This is a genomic window from Gilvirhabdus luticola, from assembly GCF_040117515.1.
In the GTDB taxonomy this organism is placed as follows: domain Bacteria; phylum Bacteroidota; class Bacteroidia; order Flavobacteriales; family Flavobacteriaceae; genus Gilvirhabdus; species Gilvirhabdus luticola.
On sequence record NZ_JBEEEN010000009.1, the window covers coordinates 77,177 to 103,660 of the forward strand.

33 protein-coding genes are annotated in these 26,484 nt (G+C 32.8%); 19 read left to right on the plus strand and 14 right to left on the minus strand.

Features of this window, described 5'->3' with window-relative positions; translation table 11 throughout:
- The first annotated feature begins 16 nt into the window (after nucleotides 1-16).
- Genes AAFP94_RS13605 through AAFP94_RS13615 form a run of 3 tightly spaced genes read left to right on the plus strand, consistent with a single transcriptional unit; the run spans nucleotide 17 to nucleotide 1,822 of the window.
- Nucleotides 17-715, plus strand: a complete 699-nt coding sequence (locus tag AAFP94_RS13605; RefSeq protein WP_316663268.1) for a DUF4294 domain-containing protein — start codon at nucleotides 17-19, stop codon at nucleotides 713-715.
- On the plus strand, nucleotides 699-1,325 hold the full coding sequence (trhA, locus tag AAFP94_RS13610; RefSeq protein WP_316663267.1) for a PAQR family membrane homeostasis protein TrhA: 627 nt from the start codon (nucleotides 699-701) through the stop codon (nucleotides 1,323-1,325). The genes AAFP94_RS13605 and trhA overlap by 17 nt, the downstream gene beginning before the upstream one ends.
- Nucleotides 1,326-1,327: 2 nt before the next feature.
- Nucleotides 1,328-1,822 (plus strand): GNAT family N-acetyltransferase, encoded by a 495-nt coding sequence (locus tag AAFP94_RS13615; protein ID WP_316663266.1) that lies wholly within the window; start codon nucleotides 1,328-1,330, stop codon nucleotides 1,820-1,822.
- Here AAFP94_RS13615 and AAFP94_RS13620 read toward each other — a convergent pair.
- The 3 genes from AAFP94_RS13620 to AAFP94_RS13630 are packed head-to-tail and all read right to left on the minus strand — an operon-like array spanning nucleotide 1,812 to nucleotide 3,643.
- Nucleotides 1,812-2,240, minus strand: coding sequence for a DUF4268 domain-containing protein (locus AAFP94_RS13620; protein ID WP_316663265.1), 429 nt, complete (start codon nucleotides 2,238-2,240; stop codon nucleotides 1,812-1,814). The genes AAFP94_RS13615 and AAFP94_RS13620 overlap by 11 nt on opposite strands.
- Nucleotides 2,240-2,911 (minus strand): ZIP family metal transporter, encoded by a 672-nt coding sequence (locus AAFP94_RS13625; RefSeq protein ID WP_316663264.1) that lies wholly within the window; start codon nucleotides 2,909-2,911, stop codon nucleotides 2,240-2,242. The genes AAFP94_RS13620 and AAFP94_RS13625 overlap by 1 nt, the downstream gene beginning before the upstream one ends.
- A complete protein-coding gene (locus AAFP94_RS13630) occupies nucleotides 2,912-3,643 on the minus strand; it encodes a class I SAM-dependent methyltransferase (protein ID WP_316663263.1) in 732 nt (243 codons plus the stop codon).
- Nucleotides 3,644-3,701: 58 nt separating this feature from the next.
- On the opposite strand from AAFP94_RS13630, the gene AAFP94_RS13635 reads away from it, so the two are divergent.
- Nucleotides 3,702-4,859 (plus strand): THUMP domain-containing class I SAM-dependent RNA methyltransferase, encoded by a 1,158-nt coding sequence (locus AAFP94_RS13635; RefSeq protein WP_316663262.1) that lies wholly within the window; start codon nucleotides 3,702-3,704, stop codon nucleotides 4,857-4,859.
- A gap of 2 nt (nucleotides 4,860-4,861) precedes the next feature.
- On the opposite strand, the gene AAFP94_RS13640 is transcribed toward AAFP94_RS13635, so the two are convergent.
- The 8 genes from AAFP94_RS13640 to rlmD are packed head-to-tail and all read right to left on the minus strand — an operon-like array spanning nucleotide 4,862 to nucleotide 11,448.
- Complete coding sequence (locus tag AAFP94_RS13640) at nucleotides 4,862-5,494, minus strand: cation transporter (RefSeq protein WP_316663261.1); 633 nt, start codon at nucleotides 5,492-5,494, stop codon at nucleotides 4,862-4,864.
- 1 nt (nucleotide 5,495) lies between these two features.
- Entirely contained in the window at nucleotides 5,496-6,272 is a 777-nt protein-coding gene (locus AAFP94_RS13645; RefSeq protein WP_316663260.1) for a bestrophin-like domain, read from the minus strand.
- A gap of 59 nt (nucleotides 6,273-6,331) precedes the next feature.
- Nucleotides 6,332-7,183: a mechanosensitive ion channel family protein gene (locus tag AAFP94_RS13650; protein WP_316663259.1), complete on the minus strand. Its 852-nt coding sequence runs from the start codon at nucleotides 7,181-7,183 to the stop codon at nucleotides 6,332-6,334.
- Between the two features lie 6 nt (nucleotides 7,184-7,189).
- Nucleotides 7,190-8,194 (minus strand): DUF3500 domain-containing protein, encoded by a 1,005-nt coding sequence (locus AAFP94_RS13655; protein WP_316663258.1) that lies wholly within the window; start codon nucleotides 8,192-8,194, stop codon nucleotides 7,190-7,192.
- A 2-nt stretch (nucleotides 8,195-8,196) separates the two neighbouring features.
- Entirely contained in the window at nucleotides 8,197-8,742 is a 546-nt protein-coding gene (locus AAFP94_RS13660; RefSeq protein ID WP_316663257.1) for a DinB family protein, read from the minus strand.
- 22 nt (nucleotides 8,743-8,764) lie between these two features.
- Complete coding sequence (locus AAFP94_RS13665) at nucleotides 8,765-9,466, minus strand: DUF6048 family protein (RefSeq protein ID WP_409628848.1); 702 nt, start codon at nucleotides 9,464-9,466, stop codon at nucleotides 8,765-8,767.
- A 34-nt stretch (nucleotides 9,467-9,500) separates the two neighbouring features.
- Complete coding sequence (locus AAFP94_RS13670) at nucleotides 9,501-10,031, minus strand: DUF6452 family protein (RefSeq protein ID WP_316663255.1); 531 nt, start codon at nucleotides 10,029-10,031, stop codon at nucleotides 9,501-9,503.
- Between the two features lie 7 nt (nucleotides 10,032-10,038).
- The gene (gene rlmD / locus AAFP94_RS13675; RefSeq protein WP_316663254.1) at nucleotides 10,039-11,448 is read right to left on the minus strand and encodes a 23S rRNA (uracil(1939)-C(5))-methyltransferase RlmD; all 1,410 of its coding nucleotides are present in this window, start codon (nucleotides 11,446-11,448) and stop codon (nucleotides 10,039-10,041) included.
- 128 nt (nucleotides 11,449-11,576) lie between these two features.
- Between rlmD and AAFP94_RS13680 the strand changes: the two genes are divergently transcribed.
- The 4 genes from AAFP94_RS13680 (at nucleotide 11,577) to rocD (ending at nucleotide 13,895) form a co-directional block, all read left to right on the plus strand.
- A complete protein-coding gene (locus AAFP94_RS13680; RefSeq protein WP_316663253.1) occupies nucleotides 11,577-11,747 on the plus strand; it encodes an RNA polymerase sigma factor in 171 nt (56 codons plus the stop codon).
- 18 nt (nucleotides 11,748-11,765) lie between these two features.
- On the plus strand, nucleotides 11,766-12,137 hold the full coding sequence (locus AAFP94_RS13685; RefSeq protein ID WP_409628871.1) for an RNA polymerase sigma factor: 372 nt from the start codon (nucleotides 11,766-11,768) through the stop codon (nucleotides 12,135-12,137).
- Nucleotides 12,127-12,507 (plus strand): DUF6768 family protein, encoded by a 381-nt coding sequence (locus AAFP94_RS13690; RefSeq protein ID WP_316663252.1) that lies wholly within the window; start codon nucleotides 12,127-12,129, stop codon nucleotides 12,505-12,507. The genes AAFP94_RS13685 and AAFP94_RS13690 overlap by 11 nt, the downstream gene beginning before the upstream one ends.
- A gap of 143 nt (nucleotides 12,508-12,650) precedes the next feature.
- Complete coding sequence (rocD, locus tag AAFP94_RS13695) at nucleotides 12,651-13,895, plus strand: ornithine--oxo-acid transaminase (protein WP_316663251.1); 1,245 nt, start codon at nucleotides 12,651-12,653, stop codon at nucleotides 13,893-13,895.
- A gap of 63 nt (nucleotides 13,896-13,958) precedes the next feature.
- Here rocD and AAFP94_RS13700 read toward each other — a convergent pair whose 3' ends face one another.
- A complete protein-coding gene (locus tag AAFP94_RS13700; protein WP_316663250.1) occupies nucleotides 13,959-14,279 on the minus strand; it encodes a CCC motif membrane protein in 321 nt (106 codons plus the stop codon).
- A gap of 10 nt (nucleotides 14,280-14,289) precedes the next feature.
- Nucleotides 14,290-14,595, minus strand: coding sequence for a DUF2752 domain-containing protein (locus AAFP94_RS13705; protein WP_316663249.1), 306 nt, complete (start codon nucleotides 14,593-14,595; stop codon nucleotides 14,290-14,292).
- A gap of 64 nt (nucleotides 14,596-14,659) precedes the next feature.
- On the opposite strand from AAFP94_RS13705, the gene AAFP94_RS13710 reads away from it, so the two are divergent.
- Nucleotides 14,660-14,860: a hypothetical protein gene (locus AAFP94_RS13710; RefSeq protein ID WP_409628855.1), complete on the plus strand. Its 201-nt coding sequence runs from the start codon at nucleotides 14,660-14,662 to the stop codon at nucleotides 14,858-14,860.
- On the plus strand, nucleotides 14,853-15,419 hold the full coding sequence (locus AAFP94_RS13715; protein ID WP_316663247.1) for a DNA mismatch repair protein MutS: 567 nt from the start codon (nucleotides 14,853-14,855) through the stop codon (nucleotides 15,417-15,419). Before AAFP94_RS13710 ends, AAFP94_RS13715 begins: the two co-directional genes overlap by 8 nt.
- On the opposite strand, the gene AAFP94_RS13720 is transcribed toward AAFP94_RS13715, so the two are convergent.
- A complete protein-coding gene (locus tag AAFP94_RS13720) occupies nucleotides 15,412-16,308 on the minus strand; it encodes a hypothetical protein (RefSeq protein WP_316663246.1) in 897 nt (298 codons plus the stop codon). The genes AAFP94_RS13715 and AAFP94_RS13720 overlap by 8 nt on opposite strands.
- Before the next feature lie 142 nt (nucleotides 16,309-16,450).
- Here AAFP94_RS13720 and AAFP94_RS13725 point away from each other — a divergent pair, with 142 nt between their 5' ends.
- The 9 genes from AAFP94_RS13725 to AAFP94_RS13765 all read left to right on the plus strand — a co-directional run bounded on the left by AAFP94_RS13725 (nucleotide 16,451) and on the right by AAFP94_RS13765 (nucleotide 26,462).
- Complete coding sequence (locus AAFP94_RS13725) at nucleotides 16,451-17,611, plus strand: cysteine desulfurase family protein (protein ID WP_316663377.1); 1,161 nt, start codon at nucleotides 16,451-16,453, stop codon at nucleotides 17,609-17,611.
- 186 nt (nucleotides 17,612-17,797) lie between these two features.
- The gene (locus AAFP94_RS13730) at nucleotides 17,798-18,793 is read left to right on the plus strand and encodes a sugar phosphate isomerase/epimerase family protein (RefSeq protein ID WP_316663245.1); all 996 of its coding nucleotides are present in this window, start codon (nucleotides 17,798-17,800) and stop codon (nucleotides 18,791-18,793) included.
- Between the two features lie 22 nt (nucleotides 18,794-18,815).
- Entirely contained in the window at nucleotides 18,816-20,045 is a 1,230-nt protein-coding gene (locus AAFP94_RS13735) for a nucleoside permease (protein ID WP_316663244.1), read from the plus strand.
- 1 nt (nucleotide 20,046) lies between these two features.
- Nucleotides 20,047-21,180, plus strand: coding sequence for a Gfo/Idh/MocA family protein (locus AAFP94_RS13740; protein ID WP_316663243.1), 1,134 nt, complete (start codon nucleotides 20,047-20,049; stop codon nucleotides 21,178-21,180).
- A gap of 17 nt (nucleotides 21,181-21,197) precedes the next feature.
- Nucleotides 21,198-22,349: a Gfo/Idh/MocA family protein gene (locus AAFP94_RS13745; RefSeq protein ID WP_316663242.1), complete on the plus strand. Its 1,152-nt coding sequence runs from the start codon at nucleotides 21,198-21,200 to the stop codon at nucleotides 22,347-22,349.
- Entirely contained in the window at nucleotides 22,346-23,398 is a 1,053-nt protein-coding gene (locus AAFP94_RS13750; RefSeq protein ID WP_316663241.1) for a sugar phosphate isomerase/epimerase family protein, read from the plus strand. Before AAFP94_RS13745 ends, AAFP94_RS13750 begins: the two co-directional genes overlap by 4 nt.
- Before the next feature lie 65 nt (nucleotides 23,399-23,463).
- Entirely contained in the window at nucleotides 23,464-24,210 is a 747-nt protein-coding gene (locus AAFP94_RS13755) for a 3-keto-disaccharide hydrolase (RefSeq protein ID WP_316663240.1), read from the plus strand.
- Complete coding sequence (locus AAFP94_RS13760; RefSeq protein WP_316663239.1) at nucleotides 24,211-24,756, plus strand: gluconate 2-dehydrogenase subunit 3 family protein; 546 nt, start codon at nucleotides 24,211-24,213, stop codon at nucleotides 24,754-24,756. It abuts the gene before it with no gap.
- Nucleotides 24,757-24,758: 2 nt separating this feature from the next.
- Nucleotides 24,759-26,462: a GMC oxidoreductase gene (locus AAFP94_RS13765; protein ID WP_409628862.1), complete on the plus strand. Its 1,704-nt coding sequence runs from the start codon at nucleotides 24,759-24,761 to the stop codon at nucleotides 26,460-26,462.
- Nucleotides 26,463-26,484: the final 22 nt, after the last annotated feature.

Consider the following 26,484-nt stretch of genomic DNA (forward strand, 5'->3'; position numbering starts at 1 on the left):
TTTTGTAAGTATAAATATGAAGTACTTTATCTATATTTTTATAATTTTTCCAATGCTTTGTTTTGCTCAAGTCAATGAAGTCGAACAAGACTCTTTGGAGTATGATTATATTTTGGTAGAAGGAGATTCTATTGCTACAAATACTATCAACCTAGATGAGGTTATGTTGTTACATAAACTTCAGTTTAATAGTAAAGAAGACCGAAAGCGTTATCTCATCTTAAGACGAAAAACAATTAAGGTTTATCCTTATGCCAAATTGGCTGCTGAACGTTTACAGACACTCAACGAAAGACTTGAACTTCTAGAAAAAAAAAGTGATAAAAAAGTATATACTAAAAGAATTCAAAAATATATTGAAGGAGAGTTTTCAGACGAGCTTAAAAAATTAACAAGAACTGAAGGCCAGATATTAGTTGTATTGATTCAAAGACAAACAGGTAAGACAACATTCGATCTTGTTAAAGAACTCCGAACAGGATGGAGAGCTTTTTGGTATAACAATACAGCAAAACTGTTTGATATTTCTCTGAAAACAGAATTTGATCCTGAAAATTTAAAGGAACACTACTTAATTGAGGATATTTTACAGCGTAATTTCCAAAGTGGTGTTTTAGAAAGACAGGAACCTGCTATTGAATTTGATTTTTTTGAACTTACCGAAAAATGGTTGAAGCCTAATGAAAAAACTGCTTTAAATGAGACATCAAAGTAAGCGAGAAGAACAATTAAATGCTTTAACTCATGGTTTTGGTGCCTTATTAGGAATAGTTGGGCTTATACTACTTATTCGACACAATACTCAAAAAACAGATTGGAGTTTGTTTAGTGTTATTGTTTATGGCATTTCTATTATTACTTTATTTTCAGCTTCTGCATTATACCATTCTGTAAGACCAGATTTTCATAAACACTATTTTAGAATAGTTGACCATATTAGTATTTACTTTCTCATAGCAGGTACCTATACACCAGTTCTATTAATTACGTTAGAGCAGAGTAGAGGTTGGCCTTTGTTTTGGACCGTTTGGGGAATTGCTATATTTGGCATTATTCTCAAATTGTTCTTTACAGGTAGGTTCGAAATATTTTCAACGCTTCTATATCTGGTTATGGGTTGGTTGATTGTTTTTGATTTTTCAGCCTTATCAGATAATGTAGAATACAATGCCATATTATTCCTTTTCGCAGGAGGTCTGTTCTACACATTAGGCATTGTATTTTATGTAATAGAAAGAATTCCGTACAATCATGTTGTCTGGCATTTCTTTGTACTTGGTGGTGCGATTTGTCATTTTTTTATGATATTTAAATATATAATCTAAATATGATAGATTTTAGAATTGCATCAAACACCAACGAGTATTTGTTAATAGAGCAACTGGCAGATAGTATTTGGCGCCAACATTATATACCTATAATTGGGCTAGATCAAGTTGATTATATGCTTAACAAGTTTCAATCTGTTGAAGCTATAACATCTCAAATTAAAGAAGGATATCAATATTATATTATTTACTTTGAGGAAGCACCAGTTGGGTATCTTTCAATACTTAAAGAAGGCAGCGTATTGTTTTTAAGTAAAATTTATGTTTCATTTGATTATAGAGGTAATAATATAGGTAAAGGTGCAATTACTTTTATTGAAAGTAAAGCAAAAGCTGAAGGGCTAAATACCATTAGACTTACGGTAAACAAACATAACAGTGCTGGAAAGTTCTATGAAAGGATTGGGTTTATAAATAAAGGTCCAATAGTAATGGACATAGGTGGTGGTTTTGTTATGGATGACTATGTAATGGAGAAAAAAATTACCCTTTAATAATATCTTTATACTCTTCCAAAAAAGCTTCAAACAAGGTCATTTTTTCATTGAAAAACACCATTACATCTTGCCAAGTATTTTTATTATGAATAGAGACTTTTTTATTTAAAGGAACATATACACGAGAGATTTCTTTACTATTTTCTAAAAAATAAACCTCTTCAAATATGGCATCTGGTAAATATTCTTCGGTTAAGATCGATTTTAAGTTCAACAGTTTTTCCCAATAATTGATTCGGTTTTCTAGGTCGTCTTCCAAATCTATAGCCACTAAAGCAGATTTTACATCAAAATGAAATTTAAAAGACAAACCCTTTATTTTGGTATTATACAAAATCCATTTTCTGGGAAACGATTTCCCAAAGCTCGTCCAAAATTCTTCTCGTATGTGTTTAGATTCTTCTTTACTGAACATTATATAATGTAGGCAATAATCACAGCCATAACAATGGTAAGTAATTTTGTAAGATTGAATTTATGTCCTGCGTTACTTTCAAACAAAATAATAGTTGAAATGTGAAGAAAAATACCAATTACCAATCCAGAAATTTGTGTGTAATAAGTTTGAACGAATTCCAATTGATTTGACAAAATTACACCGAGCGGTGTCATCAAAGCAAACAGAATTAAAAAGAATGCAATCTTAACTTTGCTTAATTGTGATGCCAAAAAGAAGATTGATAAAATAATGGCAATTGGTAACTTATGTATCACAACACCATAAATCAGGTTATGATGTGCTTCTATTGGCATACCTTCCAAGAGTGAATGAATACTTAAACTGATAAACAATAACCAAGGAAAAACCTGCGAGTTCTTATCTAAATGCAAATGACCATGTTCGGCACCTTTAGATAAAAATTCCAAAATGATTTGCAACAAAATACCAATCATGATAAACAAACCAACGTGTTTACCTTGGTGCTGATATACTTCTGGTAAAAAATCAAAAACAGTTATTGATAATAAAAAAGCACCGCTAAAAGCCAATAGTAGTTTTAAATTACTTTGCTGTGATGGCTTAAAAATCAGGACTAATAAAAACCCAAGAAGAACTGAAATAATTGGAAGTATAATCGCTGTCATTTATTTAAAAATCATGATTAGTCGTTCAGACGTTTTTTCGTCATAGCGGTTTAATTTATAATCGCCAAACACATCCAGTAAATGTACTTCAGCTTGCTCAAAAAGTGTTTCAAAATCTTCTAAAGTAAAGGCTCTTACACGTTCTTGAAAACTATAATCTTTGCCATCTGCATTAAAACGGATGTCTTTAAAAATATAACCATCCTGCAAATATCTCTTTTGATGAAACGTAATACCTTCAACTGTTTTTGTGTCTTCAGGAACCAACGTATCAATTACATGTTTAGAATTCATAAAATCAATAACACCAAAACCAGACTCGTTCAAATCGGCTTTTATGGCCTGAATGGTTTTTAAGTTGTTTTCCTCTTTATCAAAATACCCAAAACTGGTAAACAGATTAAAAACCGCATCAAACTGTTCACTATAAGATTTACACATATTGTGAACTTCAAAATGAAGTGTGTCATTTTCAAATTGTTTGGCAAAGGCAATACTGTTTATAGATAGGTCAACGCCTGTAACATCGTATCCAATAGAGTTTAAATATCTGGAATGTCGTCCTCTTCCACAGGCAAGATCTAATATTTTGGAGCCAACAGGAATATTTAAATAGCTGGTCAGATTATCCATAAACATTCGTGCTTCATATTGGTTTCTCTCTTTGTAGAGCATATGGTAGTAAGGTGTATCAAACCATGAAGCGTACCACGATGTTTTCTCTTTTATCATATATGCGCGTGTAACACTACAAAAATACTGTATTTTTGCAATCTATTTTGTGATTGCAATGGAGAATAATTTTAACATGGTTGCCAAAACATTATTTGGCTTTGAAGAATTACTGGCAAACGAACTCAAACAGTTAGGCGCTCAAGATTTAAAAATTGGAGTTCGTAATGTTAGTTTTGTTGGCGACAAAGGCTTTATGTACAAAGCCAATCTAGCCTTAAGAACTGCCATTAAAATTTTAAAACCCATTAAAACTTTCCGTGTTTTAAGTGAGCAAGATTTGTATGATCAGGTTTACAAAATGTCTTGGGACAAATATATGAAACCAACAGGCTCATTGGCTATAGACTCCACTGTACATTCTAATGTTTTTACACATTCCAAATATATTGCACTAAAAACCAAAGACGCCATTGTAGATAAGTTTCGTGATACCACCAAAGAAAGACCAAATGTAGATTTGCGTTTTCCAGATTTAAAGATCAATGTGCATATAGACAGGCAGGTTTGTACGATTTCTTTGGACACTTCTGGCGAATCCTTGCATAGACGTGGTTACAAAACAGCAACCAATATTGCACCAATTAACGAAGTGCTTGCCGCTGGTTTGGTGATGTTGTCTGGTTGGGATGGACAATCTGATTTTATGGATCCCATGTGCGGTAGTGGAACCATTCTGGCTGAAGCTGCTATGATAGCCTGTAACATTCCGCCAAATTTGATGCGCAAAGAATTTGCCTTTGAACGTTGGCAGGATTGGGATGTCGATCTGTTTGAAACCATTGAGGAATCTTTATTAAAAAAAACCAGAGATTTTCATCATAAGATCATTGGTTATGATAAATCGCCAAGTGCTGTGAGTAAAGCTAAAGCCAATATAAAAAACGCTCATCTAGATGAGTTTATAACCATAAAACATGAAGATTTCTTTAAAACCCAAAAAGCAGGCGAGGAGAAGCTGCACATGGTTTTCAATCCGCCTTATGGAGAGCGATTGGATTTAGATATGGAAGCCTTTTATAAAGATATTGGTGATACTTTGAAACAAGGCTACCCAAATACTAATGCCTGGTTTATCACGTCTAATCTGGAAGCTTTAAAACATGTTGGCTTAAGACCTTCCCGAAAGATAAAACTCTTTAATGCCAAGCTGGAAGCACGTTTGGTAAAGTACGAAATGTACGAAGGCAGTAAAAAGGCGAAATACCAAAATTAAAACTAATCATCACAAGAGCAATATTTATCGCAATTGGCTTTTTCAAAACATTCTTTGCCTTCGTTAAATGCAAAATACGCCAAGCCCAAAGTACCAATACTATCAATATACCCAATGTGAAACAGCTCATAAATACCACTACTTACCAGTAGAATGATAGACATATAGATGCAAACCAAAGTGCAGTTGGCATCTGCCAGAATAGGTTCGGAGTTAAGTTGTTTGCCAACCTTTCTTTTAGAGAAAACCAAAATCCACATCACCAAAATAGAAATTACAGAAATAACAACACCCCAAAATGTAGTGATTGGTTTATGACCAGTCCAGATATTATACACGCTTGTAATAACAAGTCCAAAAACCAATATATAAAAGGCAACACCGGTAATTCTTAATGCTGTTCTTTCAAAGTTGTCTCTATTACTGTTTGGATTGTTTTGTATTCTTAACACCATGTGTGCAATGCCTAAACCAGAGATGACTTCTATAAAACTGTCTATACCAAAACCAAACAATGCAAGGCTCTCATCTTCATATCCAAAATAGGTAGAGATGAAACCTTCTACCACATTGTAAATAATGGTAATGATAGCAAGTAAGAGTGCTATTCTGTAAAGACTTTTGTGGTCTGTCATTTTATTTTATCCGATCATACATATCAAACAATGCCTGATTGTTTACCGTAATATTTCCTTTTGAGCTATCTAGATCTACTATAATGATAATAATGGCCGAAAAAGCCATAGACAAGGCTAACACCATAACCCAGTTGGATTTTTCAGATTTCCCAAGTAAATAACCAACTTCAAACATGGCGATGATAATGAGCGCGAAAAGGGCAATCCAAATCAGGTTTGGAATACGATCAATAAATGCTTTTGCAATACGCCTTGATTGATAATCGAACATATTATTTACCGAATCAATCAATAATGCATTAATCCTTGAATCACCAATATTGTTTTTTGTCATGGTAGTTAGCAATAACCAAATGGTATTTTGTAGGTCTTCAGATTTTCTTATTGCTTCTTGTACATTGCTTGGATTATCTAATAACCAAATTCTGACTTCAGTATATTCTACTAACATTTTTTGTAATTGGTCACTAAAGGGTTGTTCAATCAAGCCTGCTCTTAACCAACTGGTTTCGATTGAATTTACCTCCTCAAGCAAGAATTGTTTTCTCGCATCAAACCTATTAGAACTCAAATTAAAGGTAAATGCCAACATGAAAGCTAGCAAACCTAAAGTTGCACCTACTATAGTATTGATTGAAGAATCATCTTCTTTTTCAATATGTTTTTTTCGCCATCTGGCAAATGCTATTCCACCTCTAACAGATAATATAATGATTAAAACAATTCCTAAATAAATTGCCCAAAGAGGTAATGTTGCGAATAAATAACCGTTCATTCTTAAATATTAAATGTGTGTAATAGTATTAAATTATTTTCTAATTGCTTTTATAGATATTATTCATCAGAATTATTTTTTGCGTCAGGTTTCATGTGCACATCCACTTGAGGGAATGGAATGGTAATATTATTCTCTTTAAATTTTTTATTGATTGTTCTTCTTATATCACTTTTGGCTTTATCGATTCTAAAAATATTTTTACTAAAAAAGTACAATTGAAAATCTAAAGAAGAATTTCCAAAATTTAATAATCTTCCTTCTACAAGATCTCTATCAAACACGTCAGGATGTTCAAATGCACTTTCCTCTAAAATTCTAATAACCAAATCTACATCACTACCATAGGCTACACCAACATCAATTTTAAATCGTGTTTTTCTGGATTGATGGCTCCAATTAATTACTTTACTTGTTGTGATAAGTGAATTGGGAATTATAATAGAAATATCATCTCGATTTAAGCCTTTAGATGTACGTAAACCAATGGATTGAATTTTCACTATATCTCCGTCAATTTCGAGAATATCATCAATTTTTATTGACTTTTCAGACAGTAAGATAATTCCTGAAATAACATCATTAAATGTTTGTTGTAAACCAAGCCCAACTCCAACAAGCAAAGCAGCTGAACCAGCAATTAAAACGGTAATTTTAACTCCAATAGATTCAAGAGCTAAAGAAATGGCAATTACCCAAAGCACGTATTTAATTATTTGAAAAAGAGCATAAGTATTAGCACTGTCCAGTCTTCTAAATTTGGTTTTTCTAAAAAGAGCTTTTTTAATTAGCCATAGTACAAATCTTGTTACAAGAAAAATAATAAGTAGAATAGCAAGATTATAAATCCTTAATTTATATTCGCTAATACTAAATAATTCTACCTCCAAAAACTTTTTAATTACCTCCATTATTCGTTAATGTTTCAAATTCTTATAATGTTCTGCTATTAAATCACGACCAAAATCACCATCAAAATCTCGCCAAACCAAGTGAATGTGGTTAGCATTACTTTGTGTATTGTCAAATTCAACCAAAAATGTTTTGCCTTGTATTCTGTAATAATGTGGCTTACCAAGTTGCGTAGAGCCTGCCCAACCAAACCTTATGTCATTGAGCTCTTCGGTTTTGAGATTTTCCATTCTTTGTTCAGCAAGTTCCGTTGGCATTGTAGAAAGATATTCGTCAAGCAAATCCCATAGAATGTTTTGCTGTTTGTCATTTAAATCTGATATCTTAATTCCAACTTTGCTTAGAGGTCCGACTTCGGTTGCATTAGAGGTAACGATATCAAAAAATGATTCTTTTTGAAAAATAGCTTTTTGAACTTGCTCATCAGAAAGACTATTGATCAGTATCAGTCCAAGTCCTTCTTCTTGCCCTAATGTTTTTTCCCCTTTTCTATGACCTTCCTGAATGATTGCTGGACTTGCACCCATAAATCTTGGAGCAATAGTAACTTTTCCATTAACAATCGTAAAGTTTAAAGACACATGATGACCTTCAAAAGACCATGCCCATGCATTATCTTTTTCTGGGTTTCCGTAGAAGGCAATACTATATTTTTCAGGATCCCTAAAGTCTGTATCACCACTCATCTCTGCAAGAACATTTTCTAAATCAATAATCTTCATGGTTTTATCATAACCTGTTTCGCTCAAGTTATTTTTTAATAAATCAAATAATAAGGCTATTTGGTTTTGGTCTAATTCAAACAAATGTATTCCTGCTCTTGGCCACATGGCTCCAGGTAAAAAATGCCATTCTTGCCTAGTGATATGCCCAAATGGAAGTAGTGCTTTTTCTTTTTGTTCTATTGATAAAGAGTTGAGAAAATCTAATGCTGGGTTTGAACTTTTGGAGTTTAAGGCAAAAGCATAGCTAATGAACAAAATAAAAATTGCAAGAGTAATATTTTTCATGTTTAGTAATTTTCAATGAGTTGTTTCGTGTGGTGTTCTATATGATAAGCAGACCACATTATAATTTCACGAACTATCATTTTACCCATTAACGGATGTGGAAGGATTACGGAGTCTAAATTCTTATCTGAAATTCTTGTGGTTTTATATTCTAGTTTTTTTATTTCCACCTGAAGTCTATCCAGAAGATATTGCTTGTCCTTTAAAGGTGGAACTTTCATATTTTTGGAGAAAGGAGAAACAGCTCCTTTTGGTACATCATTTAAGCGTTCAAGGTATCTGTTTACAACAATTTGGTAATCTCTCACTTCTCGGTTTGCTTTTCCAAATTTATATCTCAATATAAATTTAGGCATACTTAAAGCGTTGTTAAGTGGTTTTATACTTTGAAGCAGGTGAAGAATTTGTTGTCCGGTGGTCCACTTATTTTCAGGACCACTTTCCCATTTATTATCGTCTTGCTTTGCTATCCAATTATATAAATCTAGCCTTTTTGTTTCAAGCAATTCAGAAATAGCCTCTTTATCCATTGAAGTTGTAATTTTCATGGAAAAGATACAGAATTTTTTGTTACTCTTCTACAGCGAAAGTTTTATCTTTTTTATATATAGGAATCAAATAAGAAATGTTATATCCAAAACCAAAACCAAAGCCACCACTATCATATGTCTTGTTGAATCCAGGAATATAAAGGTTCTCGAAATTTGATGGTTCAGTTTCAGTAATCAAACCTTTAAACTGCACATTTAATCCAACGTATAGATTATTAAAAACCTCTGCTTTGATACCGAAAACAATTTCAGCCCATATAGCTGTTAGACCATCAAAATCTTCAGATGTATCTGATGACAATTGTGGTGTCCAATATTGGTCTTGAGAATATATTAAGTATTCGTTTAATGTATGGCTAAATGTACTAGCGCCAACGCGAAATCCACTATAAATCATGTTTTCCATGTCTAACCAGTTCTTATATAAATTATAATCTACACCAGCTTTTAAATAGCTTCCAGTTGTTGTAACTTTCAAATAATCTGTATCTGTGATCTTTTCTTCTGTGCCTATTTCTGCAGCTAGATAAAGCTTTCTGGTCAATCTGAAATCTCCATTAACTTCAAAGCCTTTGTAGTCATCATCTATAAATGAACGCACTAGCTTGCTTACGTCGGCTCCAATTCTTAATCCATATTTATTTTGAATTTTAATGGAATCGGTTTCAGCTTTTACGGAATCAGTAATTGAACTAACAATGCTATCATTCTGTGCATTCATTGAAGCACAAAACAGAATTATGAAAGCAAAATTCTTAATGAAATATTTTATAATGTGCAGCATTTTCGTTTTCTACTGTTAAATTATCATTTACAGATTGTATGAGTTGTATCCAATTATCGCCATCATCCTCTTGTGTGACTATAACATTTTCAAAAATGGTCTTATAACCGCAGGCTCTAGAAACATATTCCTTTTTGGTAGCATAAGTAATGGTGATAATATCTTCATTCCCAGAAATTATGTCATCACTTGTATCTCCAGGCGTGCCATTATCATCATATTCATAATCTTTATGAAGACTAAATTCAGTAACGGAAGCATCAGTTTTTAAAGGCAAGACAATAGAATCTGTAGTTACAACATTATAATTTTCTAAAACTTCAGAATTACCAATACCTTGAATCCTTATTTTAAAGGCATTCTTATTGCTTTCTTGGTTAGAGATATCGTATAACCTAATAATTAAATGTGGAGTTGTAGGTGTAGCTTCTGGACAAATGTCGTCACGTTCGCAATTTAATAAAGCTATAAACAGCAGAAACAAACTTAATGTTTTCTTCATAGTTAAATTATCTTCGTTCCAAAAGTACAACATTTTCTACATGATGAGTTTGCGGAAACATATCTACTGGTTGAACTTTAGTTACTTTATAAAAATCGTCCATTAATGCCAAATCTCTTGCTTGAGTGGCGCTATTGCAACTCACATATACGATTTTTGAAGGTGCTATATTTAATAGTTGCTGCACAACATCTTTATGCATGCCATCTCGAGGTGGATCTGTAATAATCACATCTGGTTCTCCATAGGCTTTAATGAATGAATCATTAAATACCTTCTTCATATCTCCAACCACAAACTCAACGTTTTTTATACCATTTAATTGTGCATTTTCCTTTGCAGCTTCTATAGCGTCTGGAACAGATTCTACACCAACTACACGCTTGGCCTTTTTTGCTATAAACTGTGCTATAGTACCAGTTCCTGTATATAGGTCATAAACCAGTTCTTTGCCATTTAAGTCTGCAAATTCACGTGCTATTTTATACAATTGATAAGCCTGTTCAGAATTTGTTTGGTAAAAAGATTTTGCATTAATTTTGAATTTTAAACCTTCCATTTCTTCAAATATATGATCCTGCCCTTTGTAGCAAATCACATCCTGATCGTAAATAGTATCGTTGGCTTTTTCGTTAATAACATATTGTAATGAAGTAATTTCTGGGAATGTATCTGAAAGAAAATTCAGGAGCAGTTCACGTTTTATCTTATTCTCTTTAAAAAATTGAATTAGAACCATGATTTCTCCAATTGAAGATGTTCTAATCATTAAGGTTCTTAAAAACCCAGTTTGGTTTCTTGTGTTGAAGAATTCTAAACCATTATCAACCGCAAACTGTTTTACAGCATTTCGAATAGCGTTTGAAGGATTAGCTTGTAAATGACATTTATTGACATCTAAAATTTTGTTCCACATACCTGGAATATGAAAACCTAATGCATTTTTATCTCCTAAATCTTCATCCGATTGGATTTCTTCTTGTGTCAACCAACGACTATCGCTAAAAGAGAATTCCATTTTATTTCTATAAAAATATTGCTGTTCAGAACCCAGAATTGGAGTAACTTCAGGTAATTCTAAATGACCTAATCTTGTTATATTATTAGTAACCTCTTTTTGTTTATAAAATAATTGATGCTCATAGGCCATATCCTGCCACTTACAGCCACCACAAGTTCCAAAATGTTCACAAACTGGTTGTGTACGTTTGTCTGAAAGCCTATGAAATGCTATAGCTTTGCCTTCATAATATGCTTTTCTTTTTTTGAAGGTCTGAATATCTACAATGTCGCCTGGAACAGCATTGGGCAAGAAAATTACTTTACCATCAGGTGCTTTGGCTATGGTTTTTCCTTTAGCACCTGCATCGATCACTTCTATGTTTGTAAAGATTTGCTTTTTATTTCTTCTTGACATCCTGCAAAAATAATAATAGCAACAAATAAACATCTATCTTAAATAAATTATCTTTAAGGAACTTCAAAAAAAAATAAATTGAACCTTTTTAATTTGTTGCCGTCTTTAATATAAGTGAGAGCTATTTAATGAATATAAAAGAAGCTATAATTGATGGAATTCTGGTTTTAGAATATCAATCTGGTAATGTAAAAGCACTTGCGACATTGGTCAAACGAAGGCATAAACAATTTTGTGAAAAAGCATTTTGGATATTAAAAGATGCAGATTTAGCCAAAGATATTGCACAAGACAGTTAGAATACAATTATTGATAAAATAGATAAACTAGAAAACCCAGAAAGTTTTGGGTATTGGGCATCAAGAATAGTATACTCTAAATCTATGGATGCTTTAAGAGCTAATCAAAGGAAGAACAATTTTGTAGAAATTTATAAAAAGGAGAAACAAAATGAACAAATTGAAGCATCCGAAACAAACAATGAACAAATTAAAAAAGAGTTATTAAAAGCGATAAAAAAGTTATCTCCTAATCAACAAAATATACTGCAACTGTTTTATGTAGAAGATTATTCGTTAAAGGAAATAAGTGAAATTTTAAAAATATCCGTTGGAACTGCAAAATCAAGACTATTTCATGCCCGAGAAAAATTAAAACAAACAATTAAATATAAAGATTATGAAAACTAATATGGAAGATATAGACAAACTTATCAAAGAAACATTAACTCAAGAAGAGGCAAAATTCTATGCGCAATTAGATGAAGAAAATGTATTTGAAATGGTTATTGGATTATTTAAAGGAAAGAATAAGTGGATTATGTATTTAATGAATTTAGTAACACTTGTTTTCTTCGGATTATTTATTTATTGCACAGTCCAGTTTTTTAATACAGAAGTCACAAACGAAATGATTAAATGGGGAATAGGAGGATTGGTATTTTTGTTTGGAGTGAGTATGTTAAAAGTTTTTGCTTGGATGCAAATGGATAAGAATGCCTTGATAAGAGAAATCAAGCGATTGGAAATACAGATTTCATCACTGTCAACAAAATTGTAATAAGAGATTTTAAGAAACCACGAATATTTACTAATTTGCAGACCTCTAGGGATGATTTCTCTCCCACGCTGCTTTTTCGAATTCTTCGGAAGAATAAAGGTACAGAAGGAATGGTTATTTTATTAATTTAAAAACAAATTAAAATGGCTGTTTTAGACCAATTATCATCGCAACAAGCGATGGCATTAGAAAACAAGTATGGCGCTCAAAACTATCATCCACTTCCAGTTGTATTAACGAGAGGAGAAGGTGTTTATGTTTGGGACGTTGAGGGAAAAAAGTATTACGATTTTTTATCGGCTTACTCATCTCTAAATCAAGGGCATTGTCACCCTAAAATTGTAAATGCGCTTACAGAACAAGCACAAAGACTAACATTAACTTCCAGAGCATTTTATAATGATATGCTTGGAGTTTATGAAAAATTCGCAACCGAATTTTTTGGTTTTGATAAATTATTACCCATTAACTCTGGTGCAGAAGCCGTAGAAACTGCGTTGAAGGTTTGTAGAAAATGGGCGTATGAAGTAAAAGGTATTGACATTAATCAAGCACAGATTATTGTTTGTGAAAACAATTTTCACGGTCGTACAACTACAATTATCTCGTTTAGTAATGATCCTGTCGCTAGAAAACATTTTGGACCATTTACAGCCGGATTCATAAAAATAGAATACAACAATTTAGAAGCGTTAGAAGAGATTCTTAAAAGTAATCCTAATGTAGCTGGATTTTTAGTCGAGCCTATTCAAGGAGAAGCAGGTGTGTTTGTGCCAAGCGAAGGGTATTTAGCAAAAGCAAAAGCATTATGTGAAAAATATAATGTACTATTTATTGCTGATGAAGTACAGACAGGAATTGCTAGAACAGGAAAGCTCCTAGCCGTGGATCATGAAAATGTGAAGCCAGATATTTTAATTTTAGGTAAAGCTTTAAGTGGTGGTGTCTATCCAGTTTCGGCTGTGTTATCAAGTAACGAAATTATGAATGTCATTAGACCAGGTAATCATGGAAGCACATTCGGGGGAAATCCTATCGCTGCTGCAGTAGCCATTGCAGCATTAGAAGTTGTAAGAGATGAAAATTTAGCTGAAAATGCAGACTATTTAGGTAAACTATTTAGATCTGAATTAAATAAATACATCGCTGAAAGTAAGTTGGTTAATTTAGTACGAGGTAAAGGATTGCTAAATGCTATTATCATTAATGATGATGAAGACAGTGATACCGCTTGGAATATATGTTTAAAACTACGTGACAATGGATTACTCGCAAAGCCAACACATGGAAATATGATTAGGTTTGCGCCACCATTAGTGATGACTGAAGAACAATTATTGGATTGTATTTCAATTATTATAAAATCGCTCAAAGAATTTGAAAGATAATTCAATGTTTCACAAAAAAAAGCAACCATTTTGGTTGCTTTTTTTATTTTAAAAATTCAATTACTATTGAAATTGTTCCATAGCTTCATTATATCTATCCATAATACCATCATAACCGACAGTTGAGAACATATAGACTATATATAGTAAATAAATTGCACTTAAAACAACACCAATAATTGCTAAAATCTTACCAGTCTTTACATTCTGAAACCCTGTATAGCCTTCTGGGTTTTCTGCATATAATTTTGTTGCTTTATTTGCTAAAACAATAGCAATGATTCCTAAAATTAATCCAATAAATCCATAACAGCAACAAGTAACTATTGATAAGATTCCGAAAACTAATATTAGTGTTGAATTAGGTAATTTCTGTTGTTCCATAAGTGTTTTTTTAAGCGGTTATTTTAATTAAATAACTAACAATAATTATAATGATGTTTAAATATAACAAACCCATTTTAATTTTGTAGTCATGTTTAAATTTTTTAAAGAGATTAAATATAATAAAAAGCACTAATATAATAATAGTAAAGATAGCAGGATACATTTTGTAAGCACCAGCAAAATCGCCTTGAAAAACCAAAATTAAAGAACGCTGCAAACCACAACCAAGGCATTCTATACCAAATAGATTTTTGTTAAGACATGGTAACATAAATTGTTCTTGCAAGGTCATGGTTTTTTTAATCGGATTCAAATTTAAAAAAACTTTATTGTGATTTATAAGTATTATTTTTGAAAAATCTTTTTAATCAAGAAAAATGAACATTAGGATTAATTACCTACTTATAATTATGGGTGGAATAGTAGCAATTTATGCTCAACATGATGAACAACAAAATCAATATATTTTAATTGGAGGCGTTGTTTTATTAATGGTTGGTATTTATAGACTAGCAAGAACTATCCCTAGTAAAAAAGAAAAGGAAGAACATCAAAACAACGATTTGGATAATGGGTAATAATTTTAAAATTGGAGATTCTGTAACAGTTCTAGATGAAGATTTATCGGGTATTATTACGGCAATTAATAAAGATGAAATTACTATTGAAACTACAGAAGGTTTTTCGTTAAATTTTAGTCCATCAGAATTGATAAAGGATAAAGCAGATCAAGATTTTAAAAAAGAGCTTTTTTCAAATACTGATTTAGATTCGGTTATTTCTGAAAAAGAATCACCAAAAAAGAATCGCAAAAGTAGTATAAAAGCAAAGGAACGTTACCAACCAACCATGGAAGTTGACCTACACATCAATCAGCTAGTGAAATCTTCCAAAGGAATGAGTCACCATGATATGTTAACACTACAGTTAGAAACTGCAAAAAGACAATTAGAGTTTGCTATAAGAAAGCGAATTCAAAAAGTTGTATTTATTCATGGTGTTGGAGAAGGTGTTTTAAAAGTAGAATTAGAATATTTATTTGGCCGATACAACGTTAAATACTATGATGCCAATTATCAGAAATATGGTTTAGGAGCCACAGAGGTTTATATTTATCAGAATATAAATTCTAATTAAAATCTGGAGTTACTATTCGAGTATTTGTTGTTGCACTATTGCTCAAAGTTCCAAAATCCAAAATATCCTGTGATAGTACTTCAAGGTCAATATTTTCTACAATCATAGTAACTTCATAGGTTTGTTTTATACTATGCTCCCTATAGGCTGTAGCGGGAACTACCTCAATAATTTCCTGATTTAAGTAATCCGGACCAACTTCATTGTTGGTAACATCGTTAGTTGGGTTTTGATCTTGCGATATGTTTTCTTCATCCCTGGTTAGCACTCCATCACCATCATCATCATCATCCAAATAATCGGGTATGCTATCTCCATCGGTATCTTGAGCGTTAGCTAATCCATCTGTTTGCGTATATTCAGGGTTTTCTGTAACTGTTCTTACATTATCACCATCGTCATCGTCATCTAAATAATTTGGTAATCCATCACCATCTGTATCATCATCCTCCAAGTCTCCATTACCATTAATGTCTTCAAATTCTGCAGGAATACCATCATTGTCATCTTCTGTCAAAACGGAAGTAAAGGTTACAGTTCCTGAAGTGCTTTCATAATCTTCCTTAATATCAACTTCCGAAGGTGGAATGTCATTACAAAACAAATCGTTTGTTACGGTATTGTATGATCTGTAATGAAATGTGTTTGAAGATCCATTAATAGTACGTGTTATTGGTGCTGTTGCCTCTAAAATATCTTCAATGGTAAGAGTAGGAGATGTAATTTGAATGGATAGAGATTCTGCTGGATCGTCTTTGGTTTTATAAAATACAATATCTCCACAAGCTAGAAAAGTATCGTCAAAATCTAATTGAACAGTAATAATATCGCCGTCATCACATGTTGTAAGAAACAAACAACTAAATATAAGTCTTATAATTTTTTTCATCCATTGTAGATTTGAAACAAAAATAAGAGAATTGATTATTTATAACGCTGCTTCTTATAAATAATTTTATTTGCCCTATTTTTGTACAAATTATTTGAATTTTCAATTATAAGTTGTTTCAAAGGCAAACTAATTTAAAATGATAAAAAAAGTATATTTTGATAGTGCTGCTACAACTCAAATTAGAGAAGAGGTCATAGATAAGATGACAGAGGTAATGAAAAACAATTATGGAAATGCCTCATCTACACATAGTTTTGGCAGAACATCTAAAGTTATAATTGAAAACTCAAGAAAGGCAATAGCAAAATATTTAAATGTTTCTCCAGCAGAAATAATCTTTACTTCAGGAGGCACTGAAGCCGATAATTTAGTGTTACAATGTTCTGTAAGAGATTTAGGAGTAAAAAGAATTATTACTTCCTTAATTGAACATCATGCAGTGCTTCATACTATTCAAGAACTTGAAAAGCAACATAAAATAGTTGTTGATTATGTGAACCTAAAAGATGATGGTCATATTGATTATGGACATTTAGAGAATCTGCTCAAAAACACTTCAGAAAAAACTTTAGTGAGCTTGATGCATGTTAATAACGAAATCGGCAATATTTTAGATATTAAACGTGTTGGTGAATTATGCAAAGAATATCGTGCCTTGTTTCATAGTGATACTGTACAGTCTGTTGGTCATTTTGAGTTGGATTTGCAAGAAATTCATATTGATTTCATGGCAGTTGCCGCTCACAAATTTCATGGACCCAAAGGTGTTGGATTTGCCTTTGTCAGAAAGAATTCAGGATTAAAACCATTGATTTTTGGAGGTGAGCAAGAGCGAGGTTTTAGAGCAGGTACCGAATCTGTTCATAATATTGTTGGGTTAGCAGAATCAATGAAGTTGGCATATGAAAATTTAGAAACCGAAAGACAATACATTGTTGATCTTAAATCTCATTTTATTAAACGTTTACAAGACGACTTTCCCGATATAGGTTTTAATGGCAGTTCAGCTAATCTCGAGTCTAGTACTTATACTCTCATAAATGTAAGGTTGCCATTATCTCAAGAAAAAGCCTTAATGTTATTATTTCAGTTGGATTTAAAAGGCATCGCTTGCTCTAAAGGTAGTGCTTGTCAAAGCGGAAGCAATAAAGGCTCACATGTACTTGAACAAATTTTGGATGAGCAAGAAATGAAAAAGCCATCCATACGCTTTTCTTTCAGTCGCTACAACACCAAAGAAGAAATTGACTATGTTATAGAAACACTAAAAGAGTTTGTTCAGGAAAAAACAATATTCTAAAACTTCAACGAGAACCCAACTATCTCATTTGGTTTATAAATTAGTTATCTTTTTATTGATAAAAGATACTGCCAATATTTAGCGATATTTTTTTTACATTAGTTGTCTTATTTATATCATAAGCTAATTAATATAATCGCTAAAAGTTATTAAAATCTCAAAAAGGCAACTAAAATTCAATTAAATATGAAATTAAAAACCAAATCAGATCTTGTTTATTTGGGTATATTTTTACTATTAATCGGAACAGTTTCATGTAAGAATGACAATAAAAAGGAAGAGAAATCTGAAATTAAAACAGAATCAGTAATGGCAGATGAACCATTTTATAAACTTTCTTTGGCACAATGGTCATTGCACAAAGCCATACGAGATGAAAAAACTTTGTCTAATCTAGATTTTGCCAAGAAAGCAAAAGAGTTGGGTTTTGAAGGCATAGAATATGTAAGTCAATTGTATCCTTTAACAAAAGGAAATGAAAAAGCCAGTCTGGATTCTTTGGTTGTTCAATTAAAAAAACGCAGTGAAGAACATGGTATTCAAAATGTCTTGATTATGGTTGATGGAGAAGGTGATTTAGCTGTTAGTGATAAGGCTGGGCGAGACGAAGCTATAAGAAGACATTCGATGTGGATCGATGCTGCAGCAGAATTGGGCTGTTCTTCTGTTAGAGTAAATTTATCTGGTGGAGAAGCCGAAAATATAGAACAATGGCAAGCAAATGCAGTAGATGGTTTAGGAAGATTAGCAGCTTATGGTGCTACAATAAATATAAACGTTATTGTTGAAAATCATGGAGGCCGTTCCTCTGAAGCGGATAAACTGGTTGCAATTTTAAAAGAAATTAATTTACCTAACTGTGGTACTTTACCAGATTTTGGAAATTTTTGTATTATTGGTTCAAGTTCAAATCAGTGGAAAACCCCATGTGATAAGGCTTACGATCGCTACAAAGGAATGGCAGAATTGCTGCCTTTTGCAAAAGGAGTATCTGCTAAATCCTATACATTTGATGAAAACGGTAACGAAGAAACTATTGATTATTACAAAATGATGAAAATAGTTAAAGATTCTGATTACAAAGGATTTATTGGTGTTGAATATGAAGGCAGCGTCTTATCCGAAGAAGAAGGTATTTTAGCTACCAAAGCACTAGTAATAAAAGCCGCAGAAAATTTATAGGAACTAACTAACAAATTATTATATGAACAACTCATCTAAATTTCAACTATCCTTAATGATGTTTTTAGAATTCTTCATTTGGGGCGGTTGGTTTGTAACGCTTGGTACTTTTTTAGGAAATAATTTAAGTGCTTCAGGTAGTGAAACTGCCATGGCATATTCTACTCAATCTTGGGGAGCAATTATTGCGCCATTTATTATTGGTCTTATTGCTGACAGATTTTTTAATGCCGAAAAAATACTTGGTGTTTTACATATTATTGGAGCTGTATTGATGTATAAAATGTCATTGGCAACAGACTTTAACGCATTTTATCCTTATGTTTTGGGTTATATGATAGCCTACATGCCAACCTTGGCATTAGTTAATTCAGTCGCTTTTAATCAAATGAAAGATCCTGCAAAAGAGTTTTCATTTATTCGAGTTTGGGGAACAATAGGGTGGATTGTTGCAGGATTAGCAATAAGCTATTTATTCCATTGGGATTCAGCAGAAGCTATTTCCGGTGGAATGCTTAAGAATACATTTTTAATGGTTGCCATTGCCTCTGGAATTTTAGGATTGTTTAGTTTCTTTTTGCCTAAAACACCACCAAGAGCAAAAGATGGAGAGAAAATAACCATTTCAGATATTCTAGGCCTAGATGCCTTAAATCTATTGAAAGATAGAAATTTTTTAATTTTCTTTATTTCGTCAATTTTAATCTGCATTCCATTAGCGTTTTATTATCAAAATGCAAATCCTTTCTTGTCAGAAATCGGAATGGAAAATCCAACAGGAAAAATGACTATTGGGCAAATGTCAGAAGTTTTGTTTATGTTATTACTGCCTTACTTTTTTAAGAAATTCGGATTCAAAAAAACTATTTTAGTGGGTATGCTAGCTTGGACAGTTCGTTATTTGTTATTTGCTTATGGTAATTCAGGTGAATTGGCATTTATGTTAATTACTGGTATTGCATTACATGGAATATGTTACGATTTCTTTTTTGTGTCTGGACAGATATATACAGATTCTAAAGCAGGTGATAATATTAAAAGTGCTGCACAAGGTTTAATCACATTAGCTACATATGGTTTAGGCATGTTAGTTGGATTTTGGGTGGCAGGAAAGATTACAGATAAATATGTAGTTTCTGATGGATTGCATTCCTGGGCAGATATTTGGCTGTTCCCAGCAATTTTTGCGGCAGTAGTTCTAGTCATATTTTTAGTCTTCTTTAAAAACGAAAAAATAGCATATAAAGAATAATATGGATAGTAAAATCAGACTTGGAATTCTTGGAGGTGGAGGAGATTCTCTTATCGGTATTTTGCACAGAATAGCTTCTTCAATGTACGACCAATATCAAATTGTTGGAGGTGTTTTTAATCCTGTATGGGAAGAAAATATTGGTTTTGCAAAACAAATTGGGATTCCAACGAATAGAATCTATCTGGATTTTGATAAAATGATAGAGGAAGAATTGAAACTTCCTCTATCAGAAAGAATGCAGGTTGTATCGGTATTGACACCAAATTTTTTGCATTTCCCCATGGCTAAAAAATTATTGGAAAGTGGTTTTAATGTTATTTGTGAAAAACCTATGACCACAAGCTATGAAGAAGCATTAGTTCTCAACGACACATTAAAAAATGTAAATACAGTTTTCGCGGTTACTTATACGTATACAGGATATCCAATGATTCGTCAAATGCGTCAAATGGTAGCGGATGGAGTTATCGGAAAGGTTCAAAAAATTGATGCTCAATATTATCAAGGATGGATAAATCCGATTATTCATGATAAAGATTTAAGAGCTAATACATGGCGCCTAAATCCTGAAAAGGGTGGAATTAGTTGTTGTATTGGTGATATTGGAACACATGCTTTCGATATGTTGGAATATGTATCTCAACTAAAAATAAAATCGGTGCTAGCAGATTTAAATTATGTATATGATGATAACAAAATGGATGTTGATGGTACTGTTTTATTGCGCTGTGAAAATGGAGTTAAAGGTGTAATTTGTACAAGTCAAATCGCTTCAGGTGAAGAAAATAATTTTATTGTAAAAGTATATGGAGAAAAAGCAGGACTGAAATGGGAGCAAGAAAATCCAAATTATTTGTATTTAATGCAAGATGGAGAACCACTTAAAGTTTTAAAACCAGGCCACTCTTATAATTCATCCATCTCATTAGACGGGACAAAATTACCACCAGGTCATCCTGAAGGAATTTTTGATTCAATGGCTAATATTTATAAAGGTGTAGCACGTGCAGTAAATGGCGAAAAATATGATGAAGGAGAATTTCCAACTATGATTGATGGTGTTAGAGGAATGAGTTTTATTGAAAAGGCAGTTGAGTCACATATTAACGGAAATATTTGGACAGATATTTAAAAAGAAAACTTTAAGATATGCCTCGAAAATTGAGAATGGGAATGATAGGTGGAGGTCTTGGGTCTTTTATAGGTGATGTACACAGAAAAGCCGCTGGTTTAGATGGTATGATCGATTTGGTCTGTGGTGCTTTTAGTAGTACTACCGAAAAATCAAAAGCATCTGGTAAAGCATTATTCCTACCTGAAGATAGATGCTATGGCAATTACGAGGAAATGATTTTAAAAGAAAGCAAACTAACCAAAGACATCCGTATGGATTTTGTAGCGGTGGTGACTCCAAATCATATGCACTTTAAACCTACAAAAATGGCTTTAGAACATGGTTTCCATGTTGTTTGTGATAAACCTGTAACATTAACTTTAGAGGAGGCTGAAGAATTATATTTGGTTATCAAGAAATCGGGCAAACTATTCGCTCTTACTCATAACTATTCTGGCTATCCAATGGTAAAACAAGCTAGGGCTATGGTAATGAATGGCGATTTAGGAAATATCAGAAAAGTTCAAGTGCAGTATATTCAAGGTTGGTTGGCAACTAATAAAGAACATGAAGGACATAAACAAGCTAAATGGAGAGTTGATCCGAAACGATCAGGGATTGGTGGTGGACTAGGAGATATTGGAACTCACGCAGAAAATTTAATATCGTATGTAACCGGACTTGAAATAGAAGAGCTGGCAGCCGATTTAACTACATTTGGTAAAGGACGTATACTAGATGATGACGGTCATTTATTACTTCGTTTAGAAAATGGGGCCAAAGGCATCATGTCTTATTCACAAATAGCACTAGGAGAAGAAAATAATTTTGCAATAAGGGTTTATGGAGATAAAGGTAGTATTGTTTGGAAACAAGAAAATCCAAATAGATTAGTTGCAAAATGGCTTAATGAGCCAAACAAAATATATACACCATTAGGACATGATTTATATCCAGAAGCCATAGAAGCATGTAGAATTCCTAAAGGTCATCCAGAAGGATATATTGAAGCTTTTGCAAACATATATAAAAATTTCGCATTGCACTTTATGGCCATATTAGATGGTAATAATATTGTCAAAGCGAATTATCCATCAATAGAAGAAGGGCTAAAAGGAATGCGATTTATATATGCTTCTGTAGAAAGTAATAAGAATAATGCTAAATGGACAAAAATTAATAAATGAAAACAATAAAAGGACCAGCCGTTTTTTTGGCACAATTTGTAGATAGCAAAGCACCTTTTAATTCACTTGAAGGCATGTGTCAATGGGCTTCAGATTTAGGATATAAAGGCATTCAAATTCCAACTTGGGAATCATTTTTAATAGATTTAGATAAAGCAGCAGATAGTCAAACGTATTGTGATGAGTTAAAAGGAAAAATAAATTCTTATGGATTAGAAATCACTGAACTTTCAACGCATTTACAAGGTCAGTTAGTAGCTGTAAATCCAGCGTACGATACTATGTTTGATGCTTTTGCTCCAGATAAATTGAAAGGAAATCCAAAACAACGCACCAAGTGGGCAATTGAAACTGTAAAAAAAGCAGGCACTGCAAGTAGAAGATTAGGAATTAGCACTCACGCAACGTTTTCAGGAGCATTATTATGGCATACATGGCATCCTTGGCCTCAAAGACCAAAAGGATTGGTTGAAATGGGTTTTGAAGAACTTGCTAAACGTTGGTTGCCAATTTTAGATCATTATGATAACGAAGGTGTAGATGTTTGCTATGAGATTCATCCTGGTGAAGATTTGCATGACGGTGATACTTTTGAACGTTTTTTAGAAGCTACAAGAAATCATAAACGTGTTAATATTTTATATGATCCAAGCCACTTTGTACTGCAACAACTGGATTATTTAACTTATATAGACCATTATCATGAATTTATAAAATCGTTTCACGTAAAAGATTCAGAGTTTAATCCTACTGGAAAAAAAGGAGCTTTTGGCGGTTACAATGATTGGGGCGATCGTGCAGGTAGATATCGTTCTTTAGGTGATGGACAAATTGATTTCAAATCCATCTTTTCTAAACTCACGCAATATGGATGTGATGTTTGGGCTGTTATGGAATGGGAATGTTGTATAAAAAGTCCAGAACAAGGAGCCAGAGAAGGAGCAAAATTCATAAAAGATCATATTATTGAAGCCACTGAAAAAACGTTTGATGATTTTGCAGGTAGTAGTGCAGATGAGAATTTTTTAAAAGGCATTTTGGGCTTGTAAATTATCAATCATAATATATATTACGTTGAAACAAAATTATTTTTTATAACTAAACATAGATCAAAATGACAAAAACCACAACCATACTAATACTTATTATAGTATTTGTAGCATGCAAAGACCAACCAAAAAAAGATACTGATACTAAACCTGAAGAAGCGACATCCACAGAAATTGAAGTGGACAAAGAACCAGAATGGGTTTCTCTCTTTGATGGCAAAACACTAAATGGTTGGCACGTGTATAATGGTCGTGACATAAGCAGTCATTGGAGTGTTGAAGATGGAGCGTTAGCATTTGCAGGAAGAAAGGGCAGTCCAGAATATAATATAGTAACTGATAAAGAATACACCAATTTTAAGTTATCACTTGAGTGGAAAATTTCTGTAAATGGTAATAGTGGCATTATGTGGGGAGTTATAGAAGACGAGAAGTTTGATCACCCGTACGATACAGGAGCAGAAATACAAGTATTAGATAATGATGGGCATCCAGATGGAAAATTTCCATCACATAGGGCTGGCGCATTATATGACTTAATAGTACCTCCGGATGGAATAACCAAACCGGTTGGCGAATGGAATACTTGTGAAATTTATATCAATCATAGAGCTAACGAAGGTAAAGTATGGTTAAACGGAACCTTAACTGCAGAGTTTCCTCTTTCTGGCGATAAATGGGATGCTATGATTGCGGAATCAAAATTTAAAGATTGGGAACATTTTGCCAAATCAAAAACCGGACGAATTTGTTTACAAGACCATGAAGACAAAGTATGGTACCGAAATATTAAAATTCAGGAATTAGATTAAATGGAACGTAGAGAACTTATAAAATTAGTAACTCTTGCCACAGGAAGTGCATTGATTATTCCGTTTACGAGTAATTTATTGGTTGCATGTAAACAAGTTGAAAAACAGGACGAATCAGATTATGCCCTTCAGTTTTTTAATAATGAAGATTTTTCTTTACTCAAAAATTTAGTTGATGCAATTCTTCCAAAATCCAATAGTCCTTCGGCAACTGAAGTTGGAGTTCACCAGATGATAGATACCATTGTTGGTAAGGTCTATTCTGTTGAACAGCAACAGAATTTTACCAAAAAGTTTTCGAACTTGAAATCATATTTAAAAAATTCAAAAAATTATACACAATCCCTTCAAGAGTTGTCAAATTCATCTGAAGAAACTCACAATGTTTCTAAAGAAGCATTTATAGACATAAAGCAGCAAACAGTATTATATTTTTTAAATACAAAGGAAGTTGCTACTACATTTTTAAATTATCTACCAGTTCCAGGCAAATACAAAGCTTGTATTTCTTTAGAAGAAGTAGACGGAAAAGCTTGGGCATTATGAGTATGAAAGCTAAATCAATAATGACATTTGATGCCATTGTAATTGGCTCTGGAATAAGTGGTGGATATGCAGCTATGGAATTGTGTAAAAAGGGATATAAAACCTTGATGCTGGAAAGAGGCAGAATGGTAGAACATGGAGATTATCCAACAGCAAATACGGATTCTTGGGATTTGGAAAATTTAAATATGCTATCACAAAATGAAATAGAAAAGCATTACTCAAAACAGAATAGATTGAATTGGTGGGTAAGACAAGATAATAAACATTGGGTTAATAAGGATGATGTTTATGATTATGATGAAATAGAACGATTTGATTGGATCAGAGGACACCATGTCGGTGGTCGTTCAATAATGTGGGGAAGAAATTGCTATCGTTGGAGTGATTTGGATTTTGAAGCTAATGGTAAAGAAAATATAGCTATAGATTGGCCAATTAGATATAAAGATATTGAACAATGGTACGATTATGTTGAAACATTTGTAGGTATTTCTGGTCAAAAGGAAGGATTGCCTCAAATACCAGATGGGGTATTTTTACCACCATTTCCGCTTAATTGTGTAGAACAATATCTACGAGAAGAAGTGAAAAAAGTATATCCATATCGTATTGTTACTCCAACAAGACTTGCTAATCTTACAGAATATAATCCTGAAATTCATTTAGGTAAAAGAGGACAATGCCAGAGTAGAAATAGATGCGGTCGAGGATGTCCGTATGGGGCTTATTTTAGTAGTCAATCAGCTTCTATTCCTGTTGCACAAGATACAGGCAACCTAACAATTAGACCACATAGTGTAGTTTCAGAAATTGTATTCAATAAAGAAACTGGCAAAGCTAGTGGTGTAAAGATTATTGACGATAACACCAAAGAAGAGATTGTCTACAATGCTAGAATCATTTTTTGCAACGCAAGCACTGTTGGTACTACTGCTATTTTATTAAACAGTAGATCTGATACATTTCCAAACGGACTTGGAAATGGAAGCGGTGAATTAGGTCATAATATTATGGACCATCATTATGGTATGGGAGCTGTTGGTGTTTTACCAAATAAATTTGAAGATCAATATTACCAGGGTAGAAAACCAGGTGGTTTCTATATTGCAAGATTTACAAATTTAAATGAAGAAACAAAGCGGGATGATTATTTGAGAGGCTTTGGTTATCAAGGTGGTGCAAGTAGAATTACTAACATCCCAGATGGAGTAATAGGAGAAGATTTAAAAAATGAAATTTTAAAACCAGGAACCTGGCAAATTGGAATGACATGCTTCGGTGAAATGCTACCTTATCATGAAAACAAAATGTTCCTTAATTTTAATAAAAGAGATAACAATGGATTACCTACTATTACCTTTGACGCCAAATTAAGAGAAAACGAAATAAATTTACGCAAGCATGGTGCAGAATGTGCTGCGGAAATGCTTAAAGCGGCTGGCTGTACTGACGTTATAACATTTAATGATGTTACAGCACCTGGAGCCTGTATACACGAAATGGGAACAGCTAGAATGGGACACGATCCAAAAACGAGTGTGTTGAATAAATGGAACCAGATGCATGAAGTACCAAATGTGTTTGTAACAGATGGTTCTTGTATGACAAGTTCCGCTACGCAAAACCCAAGTATCACTTATATGGCGTTAACAGCCAGAGCTGTGGATTATGCAGACAAACAGATGAAAAAAGGAGTACTTTAAAGAATAGATTTAATATTAAGAT